This window comes from Syntrophorhabdaceae bacterium (genome assembly GCA_028698615.1).
Classification (GTDB): Bacteria; Desulfobacterota; Syntrophorhabdia; order Syntrophorhabdales; family Syntrophorhabdaceae; genus Delta-02.
Map to the genome: position 1 here is coordinate 18,674 of JAQVWF010000014.1, position 12,623 is coordinate 31,296.

5 protein-coding genes are annotated in these 12,623 nt (G+C 56.9%); 1 reads left to right on the plus strand and 4 read right to left on the minus strand.

Annotation, left to right across the window (positions count from 1 at the left end; genetic code table 11):
• Window positions 1–98: 98 nt before the first annotated feature.
• The 4 genes from PHC90_07005 to PHC90_07020 all read right to left on the minus strand — a co-directional run bounded on the left by PHC90_07005 (window position 99) and on the right by PHC90_07020 (window position 11,294).
• Window positions 99–5,219: a PAS domain S-box protein gene (locus tag PHC90_07005; protein MDD3846098.1), complete on the minus strand. Its 5,121-nt coding sequence runs from the start codon at window positions 5,217–5,219 to the stop codon at window positions 99–101.
• A 291-nt stretch (window positions 5,220–5,510) separates the two neighbouring features.
• Complete coding sequence (ppdK, locus tag PHC90_07010) at window positions 5,511–8,291, minus strand: pyruvate, phosphate dikinase (protein MDD3846099.1); 2,781 nt, start codon at window positions 8,289–8,291, stop codon at window positions 5,511–5,513.
• Window positions 8,292–8,300: 9 nt separating this feature from the next.
• Entirely contained in the window at window positions 8,301–10,376 is a 2,076-nt protein-coding gene (glyS, locus tag PHC90_07015) for a glycine--tRNA ligase subunit beta (GenBank protein MDD3846100.1), read from the minus strand.
• A gap of 45 nt (window positions 10,377–10,421) precedes the next feature.
• A complete protein-coding gene (locus tag PHC90_07020; GenBank protein MDD3846101.1) occupies window positions 10,422–11,294 on the minus strand; it encodes a glycine--tRNA ligase subunit alpha in 873 nt (290 codons plus the stop codon).
• A 258-nt stretch (window positions 11,295–11,552) separates the two neighbouring features.
• Here PHC90_07020 and dusB point away from each other — a divergent pair, with 258 nt between their 5' ends.
• The gene (gene dusB / locus PHC90_07025; protein ID MDD3846102.1) at window positions 11,553–12,590 is read left to right on the plus strand and encodes a tRNA dihydrouridine synthase DusB; all 1,038 of its coding nucleotides are present in this window, start codon (window positions 11,553–11,555) and stop codon (window positions 12,588–12,590) included.
• Window positions 12,591–12,623 lie beyond the last annotated feature (33 nt).

Sequence of the window (12,623 nt, forward strand, 5' to 3'; positions counted from 1 at the left end):
ACTACAAGAACGTGGCGATGGTCGTCAATTCATTGGCTGAACATCGGCCGGCGCCACCGTATTCATCAAATATAAGATGAGGTGACGCGGGACGGTCTTCATTTCCTGTCCAGCACTTCCCGTATCTTTCTGAGAAGGGTTGCCGGGGTTATGGGTTTTCCGAGGAAGTCGTGCTTTTCGTCGGGTACGCCTTTTTCTTCGATTATGTCGTCGGTGTATCCACTTGTGAATATGACCCTCACGGAGGGGTCGAGGACGCGTATGGCGTCGAAGGCTTCTTTCCCGTTCATTCTCGGCATGACCACATCGAGAATGACGAGGGATATATCGTCCCTGTGCTCTCGGAAGGTTTCCAGGGCCATGGCGCCGTCCCTCGCGGCGAGGACCTTGTAGCCATGGTCTTCGAGGACCTTCACGGAAAGCTCGCAGAGGTCGGTGTTGTCCTCGGCGACGAGGATGGTTTCCGTGCCGCCGGCGACACGTGCGGTCTGTTCTTCGTCTGCGGGTTCCAGCCACACGAGGGGCAGGTACACGCAAAAGACGCTCCCTTCGCCTGGTCGGCTTGTCACGTCTATGTAGCCGTTGTGCTGCTTGATGATCCCGTAGACTATGGCAAGCCCGAGCCCTGTGCCCCGCCCCACGCCCTTCGTGGTAAAGAAGGGCTCGAAGATCTTGTCGATCACCTTTTGGTCCATGCCGATGCCCGTGTCCGAAATGGCGATAAGCGCATATTCTCCCGCCTTGCCGTAACCGTGGGTCACTATGAAGTCCCCGCCGACGGAGGCGCGTTCGACAGTGATCGTCAGCTTTCCTCCCCGGGGCATCGCATCACGGGCGTTTGTGATGAGGTTCATGATGACCTGGTCGAGCTGGCCCGGGTCGGCCATGACGATAAGCCTTTCAGGACTTTTTCTTATCCTGAACTCCACGTCTTCCGGTATGAGCCTCTCGAGGAGACGGTGGAGTTTTTCCACGGTGTCGTTTATTGCCACGGGCCTGAGGTTGATGACCTGTTTTCTTGAGAAGGCCAGGAGGCTCTGGGTAAGGGTGGCCGCTTTTTCGGATGATGTGAGTATATGAGAAGCATAGACATAAAGGGGGTTGTCCTTCTCCATTTTCATTTGCAGGAGGCTTGCATACCCCATGATGGCGCTCAGAAGGTTGTTGAAATCATGGGCCACGCCTCCGGCCAGTGTTCCCACTGCTTCCATTTTCTGGGATTGCAGGAGCTGTGATTCGAGATGCTTGCGCTCCGTGACGTCGCGGGCAATACCGCACAGGCCTGTTATCTCGCCCCGTTCGTTCCTCAGGGGAACCTTGATGGTGTGGAAGATATATGCGGTGTTGTTGATGGGCCGCACCATCTCTTCCTCGATCGTCTCTCCCTGGAGCACGCGGTTGTCGACCTCTTCGATGTGGGCGGCGGCTTCCCCGGGAAAGAGGCCCCTGTCGGAAGCGCCTATTATTTGCTCCATGGGGGCGCCGAAGAGTTCCGACATTGCCCTGTTGGCCACGATGTAACGTTGATCTGTGTCCTTGATGAAAATGGCGTCCTTTGCGCTGTCGATGATTGCCCTCAGGCGGGACTCGGAGACGCTCAAGGCCTCCTGGGCCGCCTTTTGCTTGAGGAGCCTGACCGTGCCCTGCGCCATGAGCTTCAGCTGGTTGATATCCGTTTCGCCGTATTCCTCCTCCTTGTTGCCAACACCGATGACGGCGACGATCCTCTCTCCGTCGAATATGGGGACTCCCAGATGGCGCTTGACCTTCACATGGCCTTCAGGGCAGCCTCGCCTGGCGAGGCCCGGCTCATCATAATCATTGGTGATGAGCTGCATGCGCCGGCGCACAGGGTCTCCCCACAGCCCCGTTGTCTCCAGGGGATATATGATGGGCCTGTTCTGAATAAGACATTCTTCCATGGTCTTTTTCGACCAGGAATGCATGGTGAGGACCGATTCGTCGTCGTTGAGAAAGGCGAGGTAGCCGAGTTCGCTCTTTGTGAGCCGAATGGATTCCTCGAGGGTAAAAGAGGTTATCTCATCGAGGGGCTGGTTACCCATCTGGTTGATCTTCAAGAGGGCCTCTGTTCTGGATTCGTCGAGACGAAGCCGCTCCTCCGTTTTCTTATGCTCCGTGATGTCCATGTGAGTTCCGATGATGCGAAGCGGTTTGCCGTCCTCGCTCCAGGTCATGATCTTGCCCCTGTCGAGTATCCATTTGTAGGTGCCGTCCTTGCACAGGAAACGGTATTGACTGATATAGACGGGTGATTCGCCTTCAAGATGGCTCCTGAGCTTTGTATACACATCATCCCTGTCGTCAGGGTGTAAGCGCACGCGCCATTCGTCGATGGAATCGCCAATCTCATCGTCAGCAAAGCCGATCATTTCCTTCCACTGCCGGGAAAAATAGACCTTGCCCGTCAATATATTCCAGTCCCACAGGCCATCGCCTGCCCCCTCGAGGGCGAACTGCCAGCGCTCCTCGCTCTCCTTCAAGGCCTGCTCGGCGGTCTTGCGTTCCGTGATATCCACGGACACCCCCAGAAGGGCGGGGGTCTGTGTTCCCGAAAAGGTGAAAGGGATCTTGACGGTCTGGATATACCGGACATTTCCCTGTGAATCGGTTATGGGCTCTTCGGGGATGTGCTTTCTCGTGCCCCGGGCGATAACCTCCATATCGTCGCTGCGGAAATGCCTGACCTGTTCCTCGGTGGGGGTGAAGCGCGCATCCCCCTTGCCGATCAGGCCTTCGACCGTTGTGCCGTAGGTGTCGGCAACAGCCTTGTTGGCAAGAATGAACCTTCCGTCGACGTCCTTTGCGAAGATGAAGTGCGGGACGAGGTCTATTATCTGCCTGAGGCGTTTTTCGCCCTGTTTCAGGGCCTCCTCCACCTTTGTCCGTTCCGTTATGTCACGGATGAATCCGCCCACCCCGACCTTTCCCCGGGCTATCTCCACGGGGAACTTCAGGGTCTCATACACCCTGTCCCCCATGACCTCCCTGCTCACGACCACACTATCGGATACAAGCGCCTCCAGGTCCGTCCGGTGACGGCTGGCGGCCCCCTCGATGGGCATGAGGGTGAAATCGCTGGAGCCGAGGACCTCGGGCTCGCCCTTTCCGAAGAAGTCGAGATATAGCTTGTTTACAAGGATATAGTTGAGTTTGTCGTCCTTGAGAAAGACGAAATCAGTTGTTGAGTCGAAAAATGTCCGGTACATCTTTTCGCTCTCTTCGAGGCTCTGCTGTGCCTTTTTCTGCTGGGTGACGTCCATGAACGAGCAGACAATACCGGCGACACTGCCGTCGGCATAGCAATAGACATTCTTGGTGAATATGGCGGAGCGTCGATTGCCGTTCTTGTCCCGGATCACGCGTTCGTATACCTGGGGCTGGCCGGTTTCCATGACCATGTGATCCCTGCGCCGGGAAACGTCTGCATGTTCAGACCAGAGATCGGTGACGGTCTTGCCCTTCATCGCATCGGATGTGAAGCCCATCTGGTCGGTGAATGCCTGATTGCATCCGAGGTAGTGTCCCTCCTTGTCCTTGTAGAAGACCGGGGTGGGAATTGCTGAAAGGAGGGCATTGAGGAAGCTGTTGCGGTCGTCCAACTCCTTGTGGGTGCGCCGAAGCTCTTCCTCGGCCTTCTTCCTCTCCGTTATGTCGATGATGATCCCGCGATAACCGGTGAGCCGACCCTCATCCATGATCCTTGTGGCGTAAATGATGACGGGAAACACGGTACCGTCCTTCTTGACGGCGGCATATTCGTTGCCTATGGACGCTCCGCCCCGTGCCACCTTCTGCAGATTCTCCATTGCCCTGGGGAGGTCTTCGGGCAGCATGTGGTCGAAACAGTTGAATCCGGCAGGAAGATCGGTGTCCTTGTATCCAAAGAACTCATAGGCAAGTTTGTTGACGAAGATGATGCTGCCCTTCGTATCGATCTCGAAGATGACCTGGGGCGTGAGCTCGGCGATGTCCCGGAATTTCCTTTCACTGGCCCTTAGTTTGTCCTCCCCATGTTTTCTCTCCGTGATGTCGACGATGATGCCCCTGAACCCGGTGACGCGGTCTTCTTTCATGACCCGTGCCACGTGTATAATGACGGGGAATGAGCTGCCATCCTTTCTGACCGCGCTGTATTCATTGCCGGTAGACGGGCCGCCGTCGGCTATCTTCTGCAGATTTAGCCTCAGCCTTGGAATCTCATCGTTCGTGAACAGAGAAAAGGCATTGACGCTGCCAAGGTCTTCTTCATCGTAACCGAATATCGTGAAGGCCTGCTTGTTGGCAAAGGTGATCGTCCCTTTCTCGTCCATTTCAAAGATGACCTGAGGCATGGATTCGGCAAGGTCCCTGAACCTTCGCTCCCGCTCGCGAAGCTCCCGGTCGGCGCTCCTCAATTCCGATATATCGACGAGGATGCCGCGGAAACCTGAAAATACAGCATCCCTGAAGATGGCGGTGGTATAAATGATGGCGGGAAAGGTGGAGCCGTCCTTTCTCAGCGCCGTATATTCGTACCCCGCGCGCTCCCTTTTGCCGGCAATGGTCCTTGCGAGGTTTTCCCTTAAAGCGTCATGCTCGTCTGCGGGGAAAAGGTCCATTCCTCTAACCCGGCCTTCTCGCAGGTCTTCCTCGGTATAGCCGAAGAGTTCCAGGCCCTGCTTGTTGGCAAAGGTGACAATCCCATCGGCATTCTGCTCGAAGATGACCTGAGGCGTCAGTTCTGCGATGTCCCTGAACTTGTGCTCGCTCTCCCTGAGTTCTTTCTCCGCCCGTCTTCTTTCCCTGATCTCCTTTTTCAGAACACGAAGCGATTCCGCGAATCCGGGCGCTTTTGCCTCGCGACCCTTCGAGCGGTTTGCGGCGCACCTGCCGCGCGCGTCCCGGAACAGCCCCCACAGGAAGCGTGTTTCCGGGGCATCGAGCCGCCACTCCATTGCGATCTCTTCCATCACCGCGATGATGCCGGGAAGAGAGGCGGCGCCTTTCGAGGTCGCCCCGGATCTGCGCAGGCCGTCGACGGAATCCATGAATTTCCCGGGATGTCCCGTTTCCATGCTGTCAGCGAGGGCTCTGACGAGGGAACCCGCCATGGATTCAGATTCCTTCAGGTTTGCCCGATGATGGCCGGTCAGCCTTTTCAGGCGATCCATACATTGTGCAACAATGATCTCGGGTCCTTCGGGCAAAGATAACATCATTTCGCTCATAATGCTCCGCTAGTACCCGGGGAAAGGACGATTGGGTGGGGATGTTACCGGGAAAGATATTGCCATGGCTGTCATACTCGCTCCTTCGGGGTGCACACGCAAAGTTGTTTAGATATTATCGCCACAACATGGAAATATTTAACTATAAGCAGAACCACAGGGGGAGGCAAGAAGAAACTCCGTGTCGCTGATCGGGTGGCGTTCTGGCGCGGTTCGACAAGGGCGAAAAACAGGTCCTGCGGAACAGGTTCGTCCTGCAGGACCTGCGAGAAAATCGGGATGCTATTTCTTCCTGCCGCCTTTTTTCGGAACGGCCGGAGCGTCCTTTATCGCCGCCCGCGCGGCGGCCAGTTTTGCTATGGTCACGCGGAAGGGCGAACAGCTCACATAGTCAAGGCCCGTCCTGTGGCAGAACTCGACGGAATTCGGTTCGCCGCCATGCTCGCCGCAGATGCCCACCTTGAGATTTTTGCGCACGCCGCGCCCCAACGATACGCCGAGCTCCATGAGCTTTCCGACGCCGCCTTCGTCGATCCTCTGGAAGGGGTCGAAGGCGTAGATCTCTTTCTTCACGTAGTCGCCCAGAAACTTCCCTGCATCGTCGCGGCTCATGCCGAGGGTCATCTGGGTGAGGTCATTGGTCCCGAAAGAGAAAAACTGAGCCTCTTTGGCTATTTCATCGGCGGTTATTGCCGCACGGGGTATCTCGATCATCGTTCCGATCATGTAGTCGATCTTTACCTTGTTCTTCTTAAGGGTCTCATCGGCGATCTCTTCGACTATCGCCTTCTGGAGTTTCAGCTCGTTCACGTTGCCTACGAGGGGTATCATGACCTCGGGTTTTACGTTCGTGCCCTTCTTCTTCACCTCGCAGGCGGCCTGGAATATTGCCCGGACCTGCATCTCCGTTATCTCGGGGAAGATGATGCCGAGACGGCAGCCTCGGTGGCCAAGCATGGGGTTGGCTTCGTGGAGGCTCTCGACCTTGGCGAGGACCTTCTCAAAGGGGATGCCCATCTGCCGTGCAAGCTCCCTCATTTCCTTTTCGGTGTGGGGAAGGAACTCGTGAAGCGGCGGGTCGAGGGTCCTGATGGTAACAGGCAGGCCTTTCATAACGGTGAAAAGGCCCACGAAGTCTTTTTTCTGGTAGGGCAACAGTTTTGCCAGCGCCTTTCTTCTTCCCGCCTCGTCGTCGGCGATGATCATCTCCCTGACGGCGTCGATGCGGTTGCCTTCAAAGAACATGTGCTCCGTTCTGCAAAGCCCGATGCCCTCAGCGCCGAATGAAACGGCTACGGCTGCCTGGTCGGGCTGGTCCGCGTTGGTGCGGATACCCAGCCTGCGTGTCTCGTCGGCCCATTTCATGAGAAGGGCGAAATCCTGGTAGATCTGCGATTTCGACGGCTTCAACGTCTTGTCTATCATTACCTGGAGGACCTCGGAGGGTTTTGTCTTTATCTGCCCGGCGAAGACCTCGCCCGTCGTGCCGTCAATGGAGATGTACTCCCCTTCCTTGATGGTCTTTGAGTTCACGCGTATTGTCTTCTTTGCATAATCGATGTCAAGGTCTCCGCAGCCGGCCACGCAGACCTTTCCCATCTGCCTCGCGACGAGCGCCGCATGGCTCGTCATGCCCCCGCGGGATGTGAGGATGCCCTGGGCGGCGTTCATGCCGCGGATGTCCTCGGGGGAGGTGTCGACACGCACGAGGATGACCTGTTCCTTACGCCCTGCCCAGGCCTCTGCGTCCTGCGCATTGAAGACAACCTTGCCGGCGGCCGCGCCGGGGCCCGCATTGAGACCTTTCGAGACCAGGTTGCCCGCCTTCAAGGCTTTTTCTTTTTCCTTGGGGTCGAAGATGGGGCGGAGGAGCTGGTTGAGCTGTTCCGGCTCTACGCGCATCAGGGCCTCTTCCTTTGTAATGAGCTTCTCCTTGACCATGTCGACGGCGATCTTGAAGGCCGCGAAGGCGGTCCTTTTGCCCGTCCTTGTCTGGAGCATCCAGAGCTTCCTGTTCTGGATGGTGAACTCCACATCCTGCATGTCGCGATAGTTTTTCTCCAGCGTGTTCCTGATCTTTATGACCTGTTTGTATATGTCGGGCCAGACCTCTTCGAGGGACTTCACCGACTTGTCGGTCTTCTGTTTCTTGTTGATGGGCAGCGGTGTCCTGATGCCTGCCACAACGTCCTCGCCCTGGGCGTTGATGAGATATTCGCCGTAGAACTCATTGTCGCCCGAAGAGGGGTTCCTCGTGAAGGCAACGCCCGTGCCGCAGTCTTCGCCCATGTTGCCGAAGACCATGCATTGAACGTTGACCGCTGTTCCCCAGTCGGCTGAGATGTCGTTAAGCTGGCGGTATGCGACCGCCCTGTCCGTGTTCCAGGACTTGAAAACCGCTCCGATGGAGCCCCAGAGCTGTTCCAGCGGGTCTTCGGGGAAGCTTACCCCGAGCCTCTGTTTAATGGCTTTCTTGAACTCCTTGACCAGGTCCTTGAGGTCGTCGACGGTAAGGTCCGTGTCGAAGGTGGTCTTTCTTTGTTTCTTCTTCTTATCGATGATGACCTCGAAGGGGTCGTGCTCGCCCTCGTGCTCGGGCTTCAGGCCGAGCACGACGTCGCCGTACATTTGCACGAAGCGGCGATAGCAGTCGTAGGCGAACCGGGGGTTCCCGGTGAGCTTCGCAAGACCCTCAACGGTCTTTTCGTTGAGACCGAGGTTGAGGACCGTGTCCATCATACCCGGCATGCTGACCCTTGCACCCGACCGGACGGAGAAGAGAAGGGGGTTCTTCGGGTCGCCGAACTTTGCGCCCATGATCTTCTCGACCTTTTTGATGCTTTCGAGGACTTCCTTCTCGAGCCCTTTCGGGAGTTTCATGTTGCTCTTGTAGAAGAGGGTGCAGACCTCGGTGGTGATGGTGAAGCCCGGTGGCACAGGTATGCCCAGGTTGACCATGTCGGCGAGACCGGCGCCTTTTCCTCCCAGAAGGTTCTTGAGCTGGAGATTCCCTTCGGCTTTCTTTCCGCCAAAGAAGTACACGAATTTATTACTTTTAGCCATGTTTCCTCCTTATTCGAAGTGTATCTTTGAAAAATCAGCAAAGGTCAAGAACATGTTCTTGATATGCGTGAGAAGCGCCAGCCTGTTCGACTTCACGGCTTCGTCCTTATCCATGACGAAGACCTTGTCGAAGAAATTATCGATGGTTTCCTTGAAGCTTACGAGGATTGCAAGGGCGGCATCATAGTCACGTTTCGCCATAAGTCCGAAAAATATGTCCTTCTTTGCGCCGTAGAGGCCGAAAAGCTCCCTTTCCTCCTCGACTGCGAGAAGGGCGGGATCGACGCTCATATCCTGGGTGATCTGCTTCGTGATGTTGAAGACGCGCCGGAAACCGACCATGAGCCGCTGGAAGTCCTCAATGGACCCCTGCGTCTCCAGGGAGACGAGCCTCATGAAGCCGTCGTATATGTCGCCTGCCACACAGGGAAGGACGCTCTCGACAAAATCCTGGTTGTGGTTCTCTTCCAACATGGAAAATTTAAAGCGTGTGGTGATGAATTCGGAAAGAGAGGCCTTTGTTTCCTCCAGGGTGAGCCTTTTGGCGATGTGCCCTCCTGCCTCGTAGGCCTTTTCTATGAGCGTCTCCAGGGGCAGGTGCAGTTTCCTGTCAATGATTATCTTGATGATGCCCAGCGATTGCCGTCGAAGGGCGTAAGGGTCGAGATTGCCCGTCGGGGTTATGCCGACGGAGAAGAAGGAGACGATGGAATCCATTTTGTCCGCGATACCCGCTACGGCGCCCGTAGAGGTCAGGGGCAGGCTGCCGTTGCCGCCCGTGGGCAGGTAGTGTTCCTCTATCGCGAGGGCCACCTCGTCGTCCTCGCCTTCGATGCGCGCGTAGATGCGGCCCATTGTCCCCTGCAGTTCGGGGAACTCGCCGACCATGTGGGTGACGAGGTCCGTCTTCATCAGGGGGACGAGCCTGTCCAGTTTTTCCCTGGCCCCGGGGTCGACGACGGATGCGAGATATCCTGCGATGGCCCCCACGCGCTCCATTTTGTCCCTGAGGGTGCCCAGCTTGACGTGAAAGACGATGGCGGCAAGACGTTCGTATCTGTCCGCGAGCTTTATCTTGCGGTCCTCGTCGAAAAAGAAACGCGCGTCGGCGAGGCGGGCGCGCAGTACCTTCTCATTGCCCCGTATGACGTTTGCGTCGTCCCTGGGGGCTGTATTGGCGAAGAATATGAACCAGGGCATGAGGCCCCCGGCGGCGTCTTCGATGGGAATGTAACGCTGGTGGCTCTTCATGACGTTGACGAGAACCTCTTTCGGGATATCGAGGTATATCGCATCGAAGGAGCCCTTGAGGGGATAGGGATATTCGGTGATGTAGAGGATCTCCCTGACCAGATCTTCGTCCCGGATCGCTTTTCCGCCGGTTCCTTCCTCGATGCGGGCAATGCCCTGCCGTATGATCGCCAGGCGCTCATCTTCGTTGACTATGATATGGTTGTTCCTGAGCGCGTCGGCATATTCGAGGGGGTGATGGACCTCCACCGGGCCCGCCGAAAGGAAGCGGTGGCACCAGCTGACGGGGCCGCTTTTTACATCGGCGACAGAGAACTCCACGGCGGTGCCGCCGAAAAGGCACAGGATCCACTGGATCGGTCTTGCATATTCGAAACTTCCGGCCCCCCAGTGCATCTTTTTCTGAAAGGGGATCCGGGAGATGATGTCGGGCAGGAGAACGGGGAGCATCTCGACGGTTGCAATGCCTTTTTCCTGTTTCTCGACGGTGATGAATTCTACGCCGTCCTTTACGCCCTTACCGAGGTCGCCAACCTCGACCCCCTGTGACCTGGCGAAACCGAGGGCGGCCTTCGTGGGATCTCCCGATTCGTCGAAGGCGCGGTTACACGGAGGCCCGAACTTGACGGTGACCGTCTCTTCCTGTTTTTCGGCGACGTTCTGGACAAAGAGCGCCATGCGTCTCGGGGTCGCCTGTATGTTGATGTCTCCGAAGGCTATCCTTGACTGACCGAAGACCTCCCGGACAAGCCTTGACAGGCCCTCCTTGGCAGGCTCCAGAAAGCGCGCGGGTATCTCCTCCGTGCCGATCTCTAAAAGCAGAAATTCGCTCATGATTTATTTTCCTTCCCCTGTTTCCGCTGCCCCGCATGGGGTGTGTTATGGCTTGAGCAGGGGGAAACCGAGTTCTTCACGCTTCTGTACGTATAGCTCAGCGCACATCTTCGCGAGGTTTCTCACCCGCGCAATGTAGTTGGCGCGTTCGGTTACGCTGATGGCGCCGCGGGCGTCGAGAAGGTTGAAGACATGCGAGCATTTCAGACAAAAATCGTAGGCCGGGTAGATGAGCCCCCGTGTTTTGACAAGTTTTTCCCCTTCATGTTCGAAGGTGTCGAAGAGGTTCCTGAGCATGACGGGGTCGGATTCCTCGAAGTTATAAATGGAGAATTCCCTCTCGGGATCGAGGAATACATCGCCGTAGAGTATGTCCTTGTTCCACTTGATGTCATAGACATTGTCCACGTCCTGAAGATACATGGCGATGCGCTCGGTGCCGTAGGTGATCTCCACGCACACCGGCGAAAGGGCGATGCCGCCCGCCTGCTGGAAATAGGTGAACTGCGTGATCTCCATGCCGTCGAGCCATACTTCCCATCCGAGACCCCAGGCGCCGAGCGTTGGAGATTCCCAGTCATCCTCCACGAACCGGATGTCGTGATAGTCGGTGTCGATGCCGAAGCTTTTCAAGCTGCCTATGTAGATATTCTGAATGTCCTTGGGGGAGGGTTTCATGACCACCTGGAACTGGTAATAATGCTGGAGACGGTTGGGGTTCTCCCCGTAGCGCCCGTCGGCGGGCCGCCGCGACGGCTGAATGTACGCGGTGTTCCAGGGCTCCGGTCCGAGACAGCGAAGCAGTGTGGCGGGATGAAAGGTGCCCGCGCCCACCTCCATGTCGTAGGGCTGCTGAACAATGCACCCTCTGTCGGCCCAGAATTTTTGCAGTGCAAATATGAGATCTTGGAAGTACATGGCTAAATCCACGATTTCTATACCATAAATGAGGAGGATTTTCCAAGGTTTTGTTCGCGCGAACGGGCAGACGGGGCAGAACAGAGGAGCAGCTTTATCCGGCTGACGCTACAACTCCCGGCGCAAACCGGATGTGGTCCTTGCCCGGTTCGCTCATTTGCGTGCATCGCGAGCTGACCCGTGGGTGATGTATCATTCTTTGTGTCAGGACCCGTGTGCCTGTTTGACACCCGGCCGTGTCCATCATAGAATAAGGCAATGCTCACCATCGGCAACATCACCCTGCCCGTTCCCGTCATGCTCTCTCCCATGGCGGGCGTGAGCGATCTGCCTTTTCGCCTTATCACCCGCTCATTCGGGTCGCCGCTCGCCTTCACGGAAATGATCGACATAAATGCCATCTCGCAGAAGGACAAAAGGACCACCCATATGCTCAGCTCGTCCCCCGATGACAGGCCGCTTGGCGTGCAGTTCCTGGGCAGCAGCGAGTCGCAGATACCTATGGCCGTGGAGAGGCTCTCCGGACACGCGTGCGACCTCATCGATTTCAACGCCGCCTGCCCCTCACCGAAGGTTACCCGCAAGGGTAAGGGCGCCGCTCTGATGAAAGACCCGAAGAAGCTTCGCGATATCCTTTCGGCGCTCGTGCGTTGCAGTCCGCTGCCGGTGGCGGTCAAGATCCGCGCGGGCTGGGACGCCGATTCCATCAATGCCCGGGATGTTGCGCTCTTTGCGCAGGACGCGGGCATTAGCGCCCTCTTCATCCATGGAAGAACGAAAAGCCAAGGGTACAGCGGCGCCGTCGACTACGGGATCATCAGGGAGGTGAAGGAGGCGCTGAGCATTCCCGTTATAGCCTCGGGAGACAATCTTTCCCTCGAACTGATCAGGAGGATGTTCGCACAGACCGGTTGCGACGGTGTCGCCATCGCACGGGGCGCCCTGGGAAACCCGTGGATATTCAGGGACGTCATCGGTTTTTTTCGGGACGGCGTGGTGCCGCCGAAACCGGATGTCGCCGACCGCGTTGCTGTCATGAAGCGCCATCTTGAACTGTCTGTCGGGCACTGGGGTGAAAAAAGGGGCGTCGGCATCTTCCACAAGTTTTTCATCTGGTACACGAGGGGTCTCGCCGGCCTTCGCCCTCTTCGCGACAGGGCCTTCAGAACGGGCACGAAGGAGGGCCTCATCGAGGTCATCGACGAACTCGCGCAAAGGCCCGTGAAACCCGGCGGATCTTCGGGGCATACCTGCCGGTCCTGTGTCGATCCCTTTCACACAAATTGCCTTGAATGACCTTCGGGGGGGGTGGTGGTGATAGCATTGACG

What these genes read in the sequence shown, in the direction of transcription:
- PHC90_07005 (MDD3846098.1), bottom strand. Translation starts at nt 5,219, where the DNA reads ATGATGTTATCTTTGCCCGAAGGACCCGAGATCATTGTTGCACAATGT.
- dusB (MDD3846102.1), top strand. Translation starts at nt 11,553, where the DNA reads ATGCTCACCATCGGCAACATCACCCTGCCCGTTCCCGTCATGCTCTCT.
- ppdK (MDD3846099.1), bottom strand. Translation starts at nt 8,291, where the DNA reads ATGGCTAAAAGTAATAAATTCGTGTACTTCTTTGGCGGAAAGAAAGCC.
- glyS (MDD3846100.1), bottom strand. Translation starts at nt 10,376, where the DNA reads ATGAGCGAATTTCTGCTTTTAGAGATCGGCACGGAGGAGATACCCGCG.
- PHC90_07020 (MDD3846101.1), bottom strand. Translation starts at nt 11,294, where the DNA reads ATGTACTTCCAAGATCTCATATTTGCACTGCAAAAATTCTGGGCCGAC.